The sequence below is a fragment of the Streptomyces sp. NPDC058000 genome (genome assembly GCF_042886435.1).
GTDB lineage: Bacteria > Actinomycetota > Actinomycetes > Streptomycetales > Streptomycetaceae > Streptomyces.
Genome location: NZ_JBHVQS010000009.1, coordinates 116,940 through 132,925, shown reverse-complemented (window position 1 = coordinate 132,925; position 15,986 = coordinate 116,940). Strand labels below are relative to the sequence as shown.

At 71.0% G+C, this 15,986-nt stretch carries 11 protein-coding genes; 2 read left to right on the top strand and 9 right to left on the bottom strand.

Going from position 1 to position 15,986, the window contains the following annotated elements:
- Positions 1-248: 248 nt before the first annotated feature.
- Positions 249-3,794: a hypothetical protein gene (locus ACFVT2_RS12375; RefSeq protein ID WP_390015741.1), complete on the top strand. Its 3,546-nt coding sequence runs from the start codon at positions 249-251 to the stop codon at positions 3,792-3,794.
- Positions 3,795-3,873: 79 nt separating this feature from the next.
- Here ACFVT2_RS12375 and ACFVT2_RS12370 read toward each other — a convergent pair whose 3' ends face one another.
- The 8 genes from ACFVT2_RS12370 to ACFVT2_RS12335 all read right to left on the bottom strand — a co-directional run bounded on the left by ACFVT2_RS12370 (position 3,874) and on the right by ACFVT2_RS12335 (position 13,025).
- On the bottom strand, positions 3,874-4,557 hold the full coding sequence (locus ACFVT2_RS12370) for a maleylpyruvate isomerase N-terminal domain-containing protein (protein WP_390015739.1): 684 nt from the start codon (positions 4,555-4,557) through the stop codon (positions 3,874-3,876).
- Positions 4,558-4,712: 155 nt separating this feature from the next.
- The gene (locus tag ACFVT2_RS12365; protein WP_390016011.1) at positions 4,713-5,684 is read right to left on the bottom strand and encodes a FecCD family ABC transporter permease; all 972 of its coding nucleotides are present in this window, start codon (positions 5,682-5,684) and stop codon (positions 4,713-4,715) included.
- A 101-nt stretch (positions 5,685-5,785) separates the two neighbouring features.
- Positions 5,786-6,820, bottom strand: coding sequence for a FecCD family ABC transporter permease (locus tag ACFVT2_RS12360; RefSeq protein ID WP_390015736.1), 1,035 nt, complete (start codon positions 6,818-6,820; stop codon positions 5,786-5,788).
- Positions 6,821-6,842: 22 nt separating this feature from the next.
- Entirely contained in the window at positions 6,843-7,883 is a 1,041-nt protein-coding gene (locus ACFVT2_RS12355) for an iron-siderophore ABC transporter substrate-binding protein (RefSeq protein ID WP_390015734.1), read from the bottom strand.
- Between the two features lie 345 nt (positions 7,884-8,228).
- Positions 8,229-8,879: a GntR family transcriptional regulator gene (locus ACFVT2_RS12350; protein ID WP_390015732.1), complete on the bottom strand. Its 651-nt coding sequence runs from the start codon at positions 8,877-8,879 to the stop codon at positions 8,229-8,231.
- On the bottom strand, positions 8,876-10,360 hold the full coding sequence (locus tag ACFVT2_RS12345) for an MFS transporter (protein ID WP_390015730.1): 1,485 nt from the start codon (positions 10,358-10,360) through the stop codon (positions 8,876-8,878). The genes ACFVT2_RS12350 and ACFVT2_RS12345 overlap by 4 nt, the downstream gene beginning before the upstream one ends.
- 12 nt (positions 10,361-10,372) lie before the next feature.
- A complete protein-coding gene (locus tag ACFVT2_RS12340; protein ID WP_390015728.1) occupies positions 10,373-11,662 on the bottom strand; it encodes an amidohydrolase family protein in 1,290 nt (429 codons plus the stop codon).
- A gap of 307 nt (positions 11,663-11,969) precedes the next feature.
- Positions 11,970-13,025 (bottom strand): YncE family protein, encoded by a 1,056-nt coding sequence (locus ACFVT2_RS12335; protein WP_390015726.1) that lies wholly within the window; start codon positions 13,023-13,025, stop codon positions 11,970-11,972.
- A 143-nt stretch (positions 13,026-13,168) separates the two neighbouring features.
- On the opposite strand from ACFVT2_RS12335, the gene ACFVT2_RS12330 reads away from it, so the two are divergent.
- Positions 13,169-14,098 carry a LysR family transcriptional regulator gene (locus ACFVT2_RS12330; RefSeq protein ID WP_390015724.1) on the top strand — a complete coding sequence of 310 codons (930 nt, stop codon included), beginning with the start codon at positions 13,169-13,171 and terminating at the stop codon, positions 14,096-14,098.
- A gap of 318 nt (positions 14,099-14,416) precedes the next feature.
- Here ACFVT2_RS12330 and ACFVT2_RS12325 read toward each other — a convergent pair whose 3' ends face one another.
- Positions 14,417-15,904: a PLP-dependent aminotransferase family protein gene (locus ACFVT2_RS12325; RefSeq protein WP_390015722.1), complete on the bottom strand. Its 1,488-nt coding sequence runs from the start codon at positions 15,902-15,904 to the stop codon at positions 14,417-14,419.
- Positions 15,905-15,986 lie beyond the last annotated feature (82 nt).

The window sequence follows — 15,986 nt, the reverse complement described above, 5'->3', positions numbered from 1 at the left end:
CAGGCACACGTCCGGCAACCGCGAAGAACGCTCCGGCGCCAGTCGCCCCGAACTCCGCCCACTGACCGGGCGCCAACGCCGCACAGCGGGAGGAACGTGCAGCCCGGTCACGGCCTGCACGCCCTCTCCAAATGCTCCACAAGAAGTTCGAGAATCGATCGAGCCTCCTTACGTTACCTTCCTCTCGTCGCCTGACCTTCCGCCGTTACGGCCTCTTTTGTTCAGGCGCGACGTCGATGGGGGGAACCATGGGCATCGCACTTCCGACCGACGACACCAGCAGCCCGGCCCGCTGCTGTGTGTTTCTCTCCGACAACAGGACCGGCGGCCCCGTCTCCGGGGCGCTGGCCTTCCTCGAAGCCGAACTGACCGTCTCCGAAAAGGGATCCGGCGGTGACGTGGGGGCTGCCGCCCCCACCGGGAATTCGGTCCGCCTCCCGCTGGGGCTGCTCGGCAGTGACCACGCCGGGTACCTCTCCTGGGACCTGGCACCGCTGTGGCGGCAGGCCCTGCAACTGGCCGAGCGGCCCGACGGCTCCACCGCCGAGGTACGGCTCACTCACGTGTGGCTGTACCTCGGCGGTCCGCTCCAGAGCGCGGTGGACGTCCTGGCCGAGGCCGACGAACGGGCCCAGGCACTGGTCCTGCGGCTCGGCGTGGACCGCGGCGGTGTCTTCACCGGCTCCGCCACCGGCTTCCCCGCGATGCAGTCGCCCTCGCTCCTCGACTGGTACCTTTCGCCGGCGTCCTTCGCCTACGTACCGGCCGAACTCATCGGGCAGGACGGCTGCGAGACCCTGCTGCCCTCCAATGTGGCCACCCAGCATTACCAGGTGCACCAGCTCGTGACCGTCCCGCATCTCCTGGCGAGACTGGACTACGGCGCTCAGTACGCGGCGCCGGCCGGGGGCGGCGACGGCACCGCCGAAGGCCCCGCCGGCTTCCCGGTGCCGATCGCCCTGGTCATCAGCTACGACGTCACCTGGATCCCGGTCGGGCACGGGCTCGGCCAAGTCACCTACAGTCTCCCGCTGGCACCGGGCGAGCAGGTGCAGCTCGCGGTCGTCGACTGGTCGCGCACCTCGACCGACAGCCGGCTGGAGGACATCGCCCTGACCGATGACTTGGAACACGCCCTCACCCGCGACCGGACGGTCGACGAGGTGGTCAAGGGTGCCGTCAACGAGTGGCAGCGCGGCGGCTCGGTGATGACCGGCGTGGCGGGCGCGGCGTCGATGGGCATGTTCGGCGGTTCCGCCGCGATCGGCGGCGGCTACGCCACGACGACCGGCGACCGCAGTGTCTCGGCGGATACCGTGCAGAACCTGCACGACCAGATCCGCCAGCACTCCACCTCCGTACGCGACATGCGCAGCACGGTGGTCGTGCAGTCCCGCCAGGCGGAGAACTCCACCGCGCAGACCCGGACCGTGCGCAACCACAACCACGCACATGCGATGACCCTGCTCTACTACGAGGTGCTGCGGCACTTCCGGGTGCTCGTCGAGCGCGGCACGGTACGTCCGGCCGTCCTGCTGCCCGCAACGTCCCCCAACCTCGACAACGAGCTGGTCATCGTCCGCTACCGCCGCCTGTTGCAGGCCGGGCTGCTCGATCCGCAACTGGCCGGCGGATTCGACGCGGTGGAGAAGTACGCCGCCTGGCAGGAACTCCAGCCCGAGGTGCCGGTGCCGCCCGACCCGGGGAGCGTCGAGTTCATCCTCTTCCAGTTCCGCTTCACCATCGGTGACCTGTCCAGCTTCCAGGACCGGGTGCCCACCACGGTCACCCTGACCCAGCGAGCGCCGGACGGCGGCCAGCGGGTCACGAATCTGATCCGTCCGCAGCACAGTGACTGGGACCCCGATCCGACCCATCTACAGAATCCCGGGGACTTCCAGCACACCCACTCCCTGGTCGATCTCGCCGGTGTGCCCCGACCCGACGAACGCGTCAACTGGCGGGATCTGCGCACGATTTCGGTGACCCTCGTGCCACCCCACACCGAAGGCAGGAACGACGACGTCGCCGTGGAACACCTGGTCGTCACGGCCGTGGACACCGCCGGCAACACCCACCTCCTGGTCGACGAGCCCAGCGGCAAACTGTTCCAGAAACCGTCCACGACCTGGGCACTGGCGGTCCGACAGGCACCGGAACCCGCACCCGCGCCGAGCCCGTTCCAACGCCTGAGCGATGAGGAGAACCTGCTGCGGATCCGGCTGCGCAGACACCTGGTGCAAAACCGCGAGCACTACTACCGACTGATCCGGCTCGGCGAGGACCCCAACGCCCGGTGGACGGAACTGGCAGGCGCCGGTCTCACCGTCGGCGGCACCACGCGCCCGCTGTTCCAGGCCGTCGAGAACCGCGCCCTTGAAGTGCTCGGGGACTCCACGGCCTTCCCGCTCGACCCCGCCCTGTTCGACAACGCGGGCGAGGGGCAGGTCCGCCTTCCCAAGGTGGACCCCGCCCGCAGCGAGCAGTTGATCAGCCTGCCCACCCGCGGGATCTTCGCCGAGGCCAAACTCGGCCACTGCAACTCCGCGGAGGTCATCGACAACACCCGGTTCTGGGACTGGCAGAAGTCGCCCGACCCGGACAGCGCACCGCAGATCGCTCCGGTGTCCACCGCGAGCCGGGAGGTGGTCGTCGCCACGACGCCGTCGGGGCTGCCCGCCTCGGCGGTGACCATCGTCCAGCCACCGCAGGCCCCCGACCCCGTGGGCATGGCTGCCGCCCTGCAACTCCTCGGCAAGGGCGACATCTTCCGCGACGAGTCGATGCAGAAGGAGATCGCCGCACTACTGACCTCGCTCGCGAGCAACGCGGCCGGGCTCGCGGGCAAGAACCCCGGCACGCCCACCACGCCCGGCACCGGCTCGACGCCTGGCACCGGACCGGGCGGCGGCGCGGGCACGGGCACTCCCGGCACGGGAACCGGCCCGGGCGCTCCGTCCGGCGGCGGCACCGGGACCCCGGGCGGCGGCCCGGCGGGCGGGGGCACCGGCACCGGCACCGGCACCGGCACCGGCACCGGCGGAACATCTCCCGACCCGGGCGGCACCCCCGGTACCACCGGGCCCGGTACGCACACCGGCTCCGGCGACGGCGGCGCGGGCGCGCCGAAGCCGCCTGCGCCGACGCCCCACCCCACTCCTCGGCCACCCGTGCCGATCGGCTCGGACAACCGGTCGTTCGTGTTCAGCTTCGCCCCGGTCAGTTTCGGCCCCAGCGAGGCGGACTGGGAGCGGGGCACGTTCGCCATCGCGATCTTCCAGGACAACAAGCCGGTGCTCAGCCAGGACAACGTGGTGCCCGCGGCGCCCAGCGTCATCCTCAACGGCCGGGTCGCCCCCGACAAGCCGCTGGACATCGTGGTCGAAGGCTCGTCAACCCACTGGGTGACCTACCCCTCGATCTACTCCTCCGCCATGGCGGGTAACCCGGCCACCACCGGGACGCCTCCCGGCATCCTGATCACCACGCATCTGGTCGGCAAACTGACGCTCCCCGGTCTGGATCCCAAACAGCGCAGTCATGTCTTCTCGATCCAACGGGACGTCAAATTCACCTCGGTGACGCTGAGCGAACAGCAGATCCGGCAGCAGGGCCTGGAGCAGGTGGTGTCGGGACAGATCAATGCCAGCTTCGACAAGGTCATTTCGTTCGGCGCGGGGCTCAGCTCGTCCGAAACGTCCTCGACCAGCACCGGGACGACCACCAACAAGACGGACACCGTGCCCGTCACGTTCTTCAGCGGGCTGATGTCCGTCAACCCGGTCAGGAACTGACCGAGCGCGGCGGTGCCGAAGGAACACTCCCTCGGCACCGCCGCCGGTCCGGCCGGTCCGGGAGCGTCGTGGTGGCGGATCAGCCGAGGACGAGCGGGAGTTTCGCGGCCAGGTGGCCTGGTCCGGCCAGGTCGGCCAGTTCGGCCAGGTCGGTCTTCTCCGCTTCGGTCGGGGCGCGTCGTCCCGTGCCGACCAGCAGCGTGTCCTTGTCGGAGAACGAGGCGGGGAACGCCGCCCCGGCGATCGTCTCCAGCATCTCGCGTGACCGGGCGAGGCTCTCGGCGGGCGGTTCCGCCGCGTCCGGGAGGTGCGCGATCAGGTCGAGGTGGTGCAGGGTCCATTCCAGGACGTACGCGGAGAGGTAGTCGCCCGCGGTGAGCACCTCGTCCTGGGTGCTGACCCGGAGGTGCGGGTCGGCGAGTTCGGCCGCGCGTCCGGCGGCGGAGCCAACGTCGTCGAGGTGGAACTTCAGCAGCGACGGATCCTCGTACGCGGCGGCCAGCCGGACGGTCAGCGCGTCGAGCGGGTCCGCGCCGGTCGGCGGCGTTGCGGCGACGTCCCAGTACGTCACCGCGTTGCGCGTGGGTTCCGTTGCGGCGGGCGTCACAAGGGTGATCAGGACGTCCTGGGCGTCGATGATCAGGTGACTCACCAGGTCCCGTACGAGCCAGCCGGTACAGCCGGAGGGTCGTGCGAAGTCCTCGTCCGGGAGTTCGGCGACCGCCGTGCGCAACGCCGTCCATGAGCGTGAGAAGAGGTCCACGGCGGCAAGCTAACAACGCGCGGCCCGCCCGGCGACCGAATTCTCCCTCCGCACGCGGCGGCCTCGCGGCCGTCGGCCAACAGTGCGCGGTCGGCGCTGGTGCGGAGGGGTCTGTTCGTCGATCGCAGGGGGGGGAGGCGCCGGCCGACGTCGCGTCACAGGGCGCCGCGGCGCCACTCCCGTAGGAGCAGGTATCCCAGGTACGCGCCGCCCAGGGCCATCGTCCAGATGCCGACGGGCAGTTTGTCGAAGAGCGGGGCGTTCTGCGCCGCCAGGTCGGCGAGGACGAGCAGCAGGGCGCCCGTGAGCGCGGAGAGCGCCAAGTGCGGGCCGGTGCCGCGGGTGATCCGCTTGACGATCTGCGGTGCGGTCAGCGCGATGAACGAGATCGGGCCGGCGGACGTGACGGCCCCGGCGGACAGCACGATCGTCAGCAGTACGGCGCCGGTGAAGGCGCGTTCCGGCCGCGCGCCCAGGGCGGCCGCCGTGGTCTGGCCCATCTCGCTGAGGCCCAGCGGCCGGGACAGCAGCGCGGCGCACGGTGCGCAGAGCAGCAGCACCACGCCGATGGTCGCCGCGTCGCCCCAGGATCGTGCGGTCAGGCTGCCGTTGAGGTACGAGCTCAACACGGTGGCCTGGTCGCGTGCGATGGCGTAGACGATGTACTGGATGAAGGCGGTGGCCATGGCGGAGACGCCGATGCCCGCGATGACCAGTCGACTGGGGTTGCGGAAGCCGCTCCCGGTCGACACGTAGACCAGCGCCATGGCCGCCAGCGCTCCACCGAGTGCGCCCAGGGCGACCGGGACGCCCGGGAAGAGCAGGGCGACCAGTGCGGCGCCCGCCCCGGCGCCCGGGCCGAGGCCGATGACGTCCGGGCTGCCCAGCGGATTGCGGGTCACCGACTGGAAGAGGGCACCGGACAGCCCGAAGGCGGCGCCCGCGGCAACCGCCACCGTCAGTCGCGGTCCGCGCAACCGGTCCAGTACGAAGGAGTCCACGCCGACGGCGTGACCGCTCAGCGCCGCGGGCAGGTCCGGCAGGGCGATGCCCAGGCGGCCCACGGTGAGGGTGACGGTGCAGGCCACCAGGATCGCCACGACCAGGGCTGCGCCGACCCAGACCATCCGGGCCGGGACCCGCAGGGCGACCGCCGACCCGAGCCTGATGAGGAGTTTCCGGCTGCCCGGCCGCCGGACTGCCGAGGGGGAAAGGGTGGAGGAAGGGGTCATGAGGTGGCTCGCATCCTGCGAACGGCGATGAGAAGGGCGGGGGCGCCGGCGAAGGCGGTGACGACACCGACCATCAGCTCCTGCGGGCGCACCACAAGCCTCCCGATGACGTCGGCGGCCAGCAGCAGAGTGGGGCCGAGCAGGGCGCTGAGCACGATCTGTCGCCGTAGGTCGGCTCCCAGGAAGGTGCGGGCCAGGTGCGGGACGGCGAGTCCGACGAAGGCGATCGGCCCCGCGGCCGCGGTGGCGGCGGCGCTCAGCACCGTGGCCGTCAGCAACGCGATGGCCTTCACCCGCTCCGGGCGGGCGCCGAGCGCCGTCGCGGAATCCTCGCCCAGGGCTACCGCGTTCAGGCCGCGGCCCAGGAGCAGGGCGACGGCGAATCCGGCGACGGCCAGCGGCAGCACGCCCCGTACGGCGTCCCAGTCATGTCCGCCGAGGGCGCCGACGACCCAGTAGCGGTAGCTGTCGAACACCTGCGGGCGGCTGAGGGTGACGGCTTGGATGAAGGCGCTCAGCACGGCGGTGAGCACCGCGCCGCCCAACACCAGCCGGACCGGGCTGAGTCCGCTGCCGAGGGCGCCGATGACGTAGACGAACAGGCCGGTCAGCAGGGCACCGGGCAGTGCCCACAGCAGTGTCTGCGTCTGTCCGGAAGCGCCGACGAACGCGGTGGCGGCCACCACGCTCGCGGCGGCTCCGGTGTTGACGCCCAACAGGCCCGGCTCGGCGAGCGGGTTCCGGGTCACCGCCTGCATCAGGACGCCTGCCACGGCGAGGCCGAGGCCCACCACGATGCCCAGCGCGGTGCGCGGGTAGCGGCTCTCGACGACGGTGCGGGTGTAGGCGTCACCGTGGCCGGTGACGGCGTCCCAGATCTGGCCCGGGGCCAGGGTCTTACTGCCGAACATGATGCTGGCGAGGCAGACGAGGACGAGGGCGGCCAGCGCCAGCAGCAACACCACCGCGGTGCGCCGGGCAGTCCGGCACACGCGGGTCCGCTGCTCCTCGGTGTCGATGGTCGGGGTCATGAGTCCAGCCCGTCTCGCGGCGTTACTTACCGGCCTTCTTGACCGCACTGTCGATCAGCGGCAGATAGCGCTTGATGCTGTAGGGCACGGTCAGCGGGTTGAGCATGGAGGAGGCGGTGACGAAGGAGTTGTCCGAACTCGCCACGACGGCGCCCTTCTTGATGGCGGGCATGGCGGCGTACAGCGACTGCTTCTCGATGTCGCTCCGGGTCTTGGCGTCGGAGTAGAAGGTGAACAGCAGGTCGCTCTTGTTGAGCTTGTCGGCGTTCTCCAGGCCGATGAGCGACGAGTCGGTGCCCTCGGTCTCCTTGAAGGTGTTGACCACCGGGTCGACCCGGAGTCCCAGCGACTTCACCATTTCCACCCGCTGCTCGGTGGGCTTGAACACGCCCAACGTGCCCGGTCCGGAGGTGTAGATGTAGGAGAAGGTCACGTTCTTGTAGTTCGGCCGGGTGGCGGCGGCCTCGGCGAGCTGCTTCTTGATGCCCTTGATCAGCTCGGTCCCCTTCGCCGGCTGCCCGAGGGCCTTGGCGACGATGTTGATCTGCTGGTCCCAGTCGGTGCTCCACGCCTTGTCCGGGTACGCCACCGTCGGAGCGATGTCCTTGAGGATGTCGTACTGCTTGGCCGTGATGCCCGACCACGGCGCGAGGATCACGTCGGGGGCGAGTTCGGTGATCGCTTCGATGTCGAGCTGGTCGCCGCCCTTGAACTGCTTGGGCAGCGGGTCGCCGGACTTCTTCACCGCGTCCTTGATCCAGGGAAGGTAGCCGGACTTGTCACTGCCCCAGGGGTACTCCTCCACGCCGACCGGCGTGTGGCCGAGGGCGATGGCCGTCTCGGCCGATCCCTGGCCGAGGGTGACGATCCGCTTGGGCTCCTTGTCGATCTTTGCCGTGCCCAGCGCACTCTTGATGGACACCGGGAAAGCACCGTGGGAACCGCTCGCAGCGGCGGCATCGCCCTTCTCTCCACTGCCGCAGGCGCTGACGAGCAACAGCAACGAGGCCGCTGCCGAGGCGGCGAAGAGACGGCGCGATATGCGGCGCGAAGCGATGGCCATGCCAAGTCCTTTTTTCTTCGAGGCAGCACGACGTAGAGCCCGCATGCCTGTGGTTGACAATCCGTCCGGACGGAGAGAGAAGTAACCCCACCCCCAACACGGCTTAGGTAAGCCTAACCTCTCATCGATCTGGCCTCGACCAGCACCCCCCACCGCCCCCGCCCCGACGGCGGATGGCTTTGGGCTGTCTTCCAGCAGTGGTGGGAGCGCACGGCATGCAGCACGCCGCCGGGGTCCCGTACGAAGCTCCCGCCGCGTCCGAGCGTCAGCATGGCGAGGACGTCGTAGACGGAATGCGCCAGCTCTGTACGGCTCGGTGGGCGTTGGGGCGGGGGGCTGCCCCGGTCAGTCCTGGCGCTGTTTGCGGCGGGCGGTGGCCGCGCTGCGACCGCTCTCCAAGTGCTTCACGACCAGCTCTTCGACCCGTGCCACGTCCCGATCGCCCAGGGCGTGGTAGAGCTCTTCGTGTTCCTTCGCCATGGCCGTCAGGTCGTCGTGCTGTGCCAGGAGCCAGCGCATCCGGCTGCGCAGGGTGCGTTCGAGCTCGTTCAGCAGCTCGTTGTCGGCCAGCGAGATCACCGTCTCGTGGAAGTCGGCCGCCGCCCGCCGGGCCCGTACGGCGTCTCCCTCGCGTGCTGCGGTGAGCTCGGCGTCGAGGTCGGCGCGGAGCCTCGCCAACCCGGCACGGGTGCGCCGTTGGGCGGCGAGCCGGAACGCCAACGTCTCCAGGGCCGACCGCACCTCGTCGAGGTCGGCGAGGTCGGTCGGCGTGAATTCCCGCACCACGGCCCACGTCCGCGGCCGCGGTGTCACCAGCCCCTCGGTCACCAGCGCCTTCAGAGCGTCCCGGATCGGCAGCCGGCTCACCCCGAGCTCCGCGGCGAGTTCTCGTTCGACCAGCCTGCTGCCCGGCGTGCGGGCACCGTCGATGATCTCGTCGCGCAACTGTCGGGTGACCCGCTCCGACTCGGGCTCGAACCCTCCAGACGCTGTCATGGACCCATTCTCTCACCGGCCCGCACCGCGTCCGGCGCACGCCGTTGCGGGCGGGCGAGCGTGGCCGTGGCGACCGCCGCGAGCAGCAGGACGCCCAAGGGGTAGCGGACGGCGACGGTGAACCCGTGCAGCGTGGCCGCCCGGGTACTGCCGTGGAAGGCCGCCGCCACGCTGGCGGCGACAGTGTTGAAGACCGCCGAACCGATGGAACCACCCACCTGCTGAACCGAGTTGACGACCGCGGAGGCGATCCCGGCGTCCTGTGCGGGCACGCCGGAGGTGGCGGCGTTCATGATGGCCAGGAAGCTTCCGCCCAGCCCGACGGAGAAGGTGGCCAGCGCGGGGAGGACGCTCGTCGGGTACGCGGAATCCGGCCCCAGGAGGGTGAGCTGGAACAGTCCGCAGGCCGAGATGCACAGGCCCGCCGTCATCATCACGCGCGGCCCGAAGCGGGGCAGCAGGCGGGTGCCGAGCTGGGTGGCCGTTGCCGTCGTCACGACGCTGATCGGCAGGAAGCCGAGGCCGGCGGCCAGGGCGGACCAGCCCAGCACCGTCTGGAGGTAGTACGTCAGGAACAGCGAGACGGACAGTTGCGACATCATCAGGGCGCCCCCGGCCAGCAGCACCGCGACCCGGCCGCGGTCCCGTACCAGCGTCGGTGGCAGCAGGGGCACCGCGGCGCGGGTCTGCCGCACGCCGAACGCCACGAGCAGTGCGGCGCCGCCGAGCAACGCGCCCAGCACGGACGGAGCCGCCCAGCCGTCCGCCTCCGCCCGACTACAGCCGTAGACCAGCACCGTCAGCCCGCCGCAGCCCAGGACGGCCCCGCTGACGTCGATCCGGCCGTCGACGCGCGGCGAGCGGTCGCGCGGCATCCAGGCCGCACCGAGCAGTGCGACGAGTGCGATGGGCACGTTGACCAACAGGCACCAGCGCCATCCGAACCCTTGGGTGAGCAGCCCGCCGAGGACGACACCCAACGACGCTCCGGCGCCGCCCAGCGCCCCGAAGACGGCTATGGCCCGGCGGCGTTCTCCCGGGTCGGGGAAGCTCGTGGCGACCAGGGCGAGCGCCGAAGCGGCCAGCAGCGCGGCGAACGCACCCTGCACGGCACGCGCGGCGAACAGTGCCTGGGCCGTGGGGGACGCACCCGCGGCCGCCGAGGCCACGGCGAAGCCGACCAACCCGGACACGAACACCCGGGTACGGCCGGCGTGGTCGGCGATGCGCCCGGCGAGCAGCAGCAGTCCGCCGAAGGCGACGGTGTAGGAGGTGACCACCCACGGGCGGTCGCCGTCGGCCATCCGCAGTTCGGCCTGGAGCGACGGCATCGCCACGCTCACGATGGTGCTGTCCAGCAGGATCATCAACTGGGCCAGGCCGAGCACGCACAGCGCCCACCACCGCCGCGGGTGCGGGAGCGGCGAGGGCTGCTGCGCGGGGATACGGGGTGGCGATGTCGGGCGGGCACTCTCGGCCATGGCCGTCCGTTCCTAGAGCGGTAGCCCGGCACGCACCACGCGGTACGGCTTCTTGAGCACGGACACATCGGCGAGCGGGTCGCCGTCCACGACGAGCACGTCTCCCGCGAAGCCGCGTGCGAGACGCCCCACCGTCCGTTCCAGACCGAGGAGCCGGGCCGCCTGCGTGGTGGCCGTGCGGATCGCGTCGAGCGCCGACAGGCCCGCCGCGCGCATCAACTCCACTTCCCGACCGATCGGTTCGACCGTCCCACCGGAGGAATCCGTGCCGGCCGCCAGCGGGACTCCGAGCTCGTGCGCGGCGCGCACCGCCTCCTTGAGGACCGGCAGGTACGCGCGTCCACGTTCGGCGAGCACCGGGTCCGACTCGTCGACGAGACCGGCGATGGCCGTCAACGTCGGGGTGAAGTACGTCCCCCTGCGCCGCATGTCGTGCAGGGTGCGCTCACCGACGAACACCCCGTGCTCCAGGGACCGGATCCCCGCCCGCACCGCGTCGTCGCAGCCGCGCTCGCTGTAGCTGTGGCACAGCACCCCGGTCCCGCCGCGCCGGGCCGCCGCCACGACCTCGGACAGCTGCTCGTACGAGTAGACCTGCGTCAACGGGTCCTGCTCCGGCAGTCCGGCGCGCTCGTTCACCCGGGTCTTGATGACGTCCGCACCGCGGGTGAGGTTCACCTGGACGACCCGGCGCAGCGCCTCGGCGGAGCGGACGCCACCCTTCAGACGCGCGAGCGGGGTGAGGTCCGGGTCGGCGAGCACCGTGTCCCCGAGGTCGGGGGTGACGAACACGCCCGCGGCACGCAACCGGGGGGCCTGCTCAGGGGCCTGGCGGGCCAACTCCCTTACGGCGATGTCCTGATAGAAGTTGGTGGAGCCGCTGCGTGCGCTGGTGGCACCCTTGCGGACGGCGTCGCGGGCCTCGGTGGCGGTGTTGAGGTGGATGTGCGCATCGATCAGGCCCGGCAGCACCCACCGGCCGTGCGCGTCGAGGCGCGGGGCGGCGGCCGGGACGTCGATCCGTGCCCGCGCCCCGGCGGCGCGCACCACACCGTCGCGGATCACGACGACGGCGTCCTCCGTGACGTCACCGGTCGCCGGATCGAGCAGTGTGCCGCCCTCGACGACCAGGTCGCCGGTGCGGGGCGCGCCCCGGTCCGGGTCACCGGCTCCCCGCGCCGGCGCCGCGACGGCATCCGGAGCCGCCGAGAGGGCGGCGGTTCCGGCCAGGGCGGCGGCCCCGGCGAGGACACCGCGGCGAGTGACCCGGCTGGGCGGGGGCGGGACGGACTCGACACACATGGCGGGCTCCTCAGCGCTCCGAGTTCAATCGATCGCCCAATTGGTATACCGAATTACCGACGGGCGACAAGGTCTCCGGTGCGCAGACGAGCCACATATGGGGTGCAGGGGGACGATTCGACCGTCCTCATTGGATTTTTGGTATCCCAATTCACGCCCTGCCCACAGACCCCGAACCCGAACCCCGCCCCCGGACTCCGACCCGCACTCCACCCCAGCCCCCGATCCAGATCTTGATCTTGATCTTGATCGACTCACGCGGGCAACGGTGGGGATCCTCAGGTCCGGGGGCCGTCCCTCGTGGAAGTCAGGCCGGGCGTGGGATGTAGGCCAGGCCGTGGGCGCCGGGTTCGCCGAGCTTGGCGATGTCCAGCCGGGCCAGAGCCCGCAGCGTCTCCAGGTCGACGATGTCGACGGTGGACGAGGCGACGCAGGCCACATAGGCGATCCGGCCGTCGGGCGACGAGGTGACGGTCAGCGGGCAGAGCCCCACCTCGAACGCGCCCAGCCGTTGGCGGGTGTCGGCGGAGAACACCGTGAGGCGACCCGGCACATGCCGCCCGAGCCGGGACACCGGGTCGGGTTCCACGCGCACTTCGCCCACGAGCAGCTTTCCGGTCGACGTCAGGTGCACCGGCAGGACGACGTCCTCCGTGGGCAGGGTGTCGACGACGGAGGCTGTCCGGGCGTCGATCACCTGGATTCCGGTGGCCGGCCGCTCCTCGGTGGTCGCGAAGAAGGAACCGCCGTAGGGCGAGGCGACGAAGGCGTGCGTGCCGTCGGCGGAGACGGCCAGTCCCTCGCTGCCCGGCACCTCGACCTTCGCGGTGAGGGTTTCCCGTTCGAGATCGACGATCGAGACGAACGGCGCCTCCTTGTTGGTGGCGTAACCCGTCCTGCCCGTCGGATCGATGGCGAACCAGTGCGGGCCGGGCGCGTCCGTGTCGATCCGGCCCAGAGGCCGGCGGGTCTCCGTGTCGATCACCACGACACCGCCGGACCGATCCGCCGAGCCCTCCACGCTGACGTAGAGGCGACGGCGCGCCGGGTCCAACGCCAGCCCGTGCGGCCCGTGTTCCGGGGCGAGGTCGATGACCTCGACGATGCGGCGGGTGTCGGGGTCGATGACGGTCAACTCGGTGCGTCGGCCGCTGTTCGCGTGGTAGTAGCCCGAGTGGTACGTCGTCGTGCACCACAGCAGGCGCTGCGTCGGGTCGAAACACAACTCGTGTGGTTCGGCGAGGACTTCGGTCGTTCCGAGGTGCCGGTCGGAGGCGGCGTCGAAGAACGAGACCGTCGGCCCGCTCTGGCTGACCACGGCCAGCACATCGCCTTCTCGACCGGCCCGAGGGGACTGCTGCACAGAGAGCTCCTTGAACAGGGTGAAGGGTAGGTCCACGCGGCTGCGTGGACGTCTCCACTCTCCGCCCGAGAGGATTCCGCGACAATGCAAAGATCGGCACCCAATCATTGCCTCACGCGTAAAAATCCAGCTCAGGAGCGCTGATGGATCTGAATCTGCTGCGAGCCCTGGACGTCCTGCTCCAGGAGAACAGCGTGACCCGCGCCGCGGAGCGACTCGGTACGTCACCCGCGGCCGCCAGTCGCACCCTGGCCAGGCTCCGCCGTGCCGTTGGCGACCCGTTGCTGGTCCGCGCGGGCCAAGGGATGGTCCCGACCCCGCGAGCCCTGGAACTCCGGGACGAGGTCGGCGCGTTGCTGCGCAGCTGCGACGCGGTCTTGCGGCCCGGTGCCGGTTTCGATCCCGTGCATCTCCAACGCACCTTCACCGTGCAGGCCGCCGACCTGCTCCTGGCGGGACTGGCCGGGACCTTGGCCGAACGGATCCACGCGGAGGCCCCGCACGTCGACGTGGTCTTCCTGCCGGAAGTGGTGGAGGGCGGCCCCGCCCTGCGGCAGGGCTGGGTGGACGTGGAACTGGGCGTCCTCGGACACCTGGACCCGGAGATCCGAACCCAACAGCTCACCCGGATCGCGTTGGTCGGTGTCGCCCGCAGCGGTCATCCCCTCTTCGACGGGCGGATCGACGCCCGCCGCTTCGCCGCGGCCGACCACATCGGCATCTCCCGGCTCGGCAAGCGCCTCGGCCCCATCGACAGCGCACTGGCGGAACTCGGACTGCGGCGCCGGACCGCGGTCGTCGTGCCCAGCCATACCAGCGCGATGATGCTGGCCCGGAACACCGACCTCGTGGCGCTCAGCCTCGCCGACTGGCTCCCGGACACCGTCTCCGCTCTGGGACTGCGCACCTTCCCCCTCCCCCTCGACCTGGCCCCCCTCGACCTCGGAATGGCCTGGCACCCCCGCAACTCGACCGACCCGGGACACCGCTGGTTCCGTGACCGCCTGGCGGCCGCGGTCCTGGGTCCGCCGGACACCGAGGAAGCCAACTCCCAACGCTGCGCGACGACTTAGACGACTTAGAGGACGACCTGTTCGGGCTTGCCGAATGACCTCGTGCTGGCCAAGAGCGCGCCCTGGCGCATTGACGTCGGCGTGGGGAACAGGGGAACACCAGGCCCGCGAGGCTGGTTGCACCAGGGTATGAAGGCTGCCGACGTGCTGCCCGCCGAAGAGGCGGTCAAAGCCCACCGCCTCCTGGAAGCCGGCGGCCTGCGCGGCCGGTTGGTCCTGGACTTCTCCTAGCGATCAGCGATCTCGTACGCGACTTCGTCTGATCAATCGCCAAACGGGCCTTCGCCTGGTCCGCCAGTTCACACGCCGGCGGATTCGCTACGCGACCCAGTGTGGTCGTCGGGTGCCGGCCGACTGGGGAAGACCGGCGGCGAGCGCGGCGGCCATCCGGTGCACCGCTTCACGCAGGGTGTCGGCCGGCATGGTGTAGGGGATGCGGAGGCGTTGTTCGAAGAGTCCGGGGTCGGTGGCGAAGTGGGCACCGCTCTCGATCCGGACGCCGTAGTCCAACGCACGCTCGGCCAGCGCGGAGGCGAGCGGCCCGCCCAAGTCGACCCAGAGCGACAACCCGCCGGGCGGCAATTCCCAGCTCCAGTGCGGGAGATGCTCGGCGAGGGCGGAGGCCAAGGCGGCACGCTGCTCGCGCAACTGCTCCAGACGGGACGGCAGCACGTCCGTGGCCCGCTCCAGGAGAGCGACGGCCAGGAGTTGGTCCAGGACCGAACCGCCCATGTCGGTGGCGACCCGCTGGGCGGCGAGCTCGGTCACCAGCCGCGAGGGGGCGCGCAGCCAGCCGATGCGCAGACCGCCCCAGTGGGTCTTGCTCATCGAGCCGATGGTGATGACCTGACCGGCCCCACCTGGTGCGGCGTGCGAGACGAAGGGCGCCGGGGCGGGAACGTCGAGGGCGAGGTCGGTCATGGTTTCGTCGACGACCAGCCAGGTTCCGGAACGTTGTGCGGCGCGCAGGATCCGGACGCGTTCCTCGTCGGGCATCAGGCAGCCGGTCGGGTTGTGGAAGTCGGGTATCAGATAGGCAAGTTGGGGAACCGCGTGGCGCAGGGTGGACTCGACGATCTCCACGTCCCAGCCGGTGTCCGCCACGGGTACCGCCACGGCGCGGAGCCGGGCCCTGCGCAGGGCTTCCAACGCGTTCGGATAGGACGGGTTCTCGACCAGGACTCGATCACCGGAGCGGCACAGCAGCCCCATGGTCAGCGTGAGCGCCTGCTGGGCACCGGAGGTCACCAGGATGTGCTCGGGCAGGGTGGCCAGGCCCCGCTGGGTGAAACGCTCGGCGATGGCGGCACGTAGCTGCGGAAGCCCGTAGGGGTGGTAGCCCGGGGAGTGCGCGTGCGCGGCCAGTTGGGGCGCGACCTCGCCGAGGGCGTCGGTGAGCGCCCGCTCCGGCAGGCCGGGGGCGGCTCTGGCCAGGTCGAGCGCGGTGTCCGGGGCGGCGAGCGCCCGGGTGATGCCGCTGGGCGCACGGTCCTCGGGCAGGGCCGTCCACGTGCCCGAGCCCCGACGGCTGTGCGCGTAACCGTTCTCGCGGAGCAGGTCGTAGGCGGCGGTGACGGTGGGTCTGCTGGTCTCCAGGGCGGCGGCCAGCGCCCGCTCGGCGGGAAGTCTGACGTGCAACGCGATCCGCCCGTCCAGGATCAGCCCGCTGAGGGCCCGGGCCAGCTGACGGTAGGCGGGGCGGGTGCCTGGCGGGACCGCCAGTAGGGCGGCGAGCTGTCGGCTCCCCAGTGTGCGACCGGCACGGTCCACCCTGTCCACGGGCCGGGACGGTTGTGAACGAGCCATGCCACTCTCCCTGAATTGGCCAAGCTGTTGGAGCCAGTCACGGTACAGACTCCTCTCCCATGGCATCAGGGCCCCAGCGGGC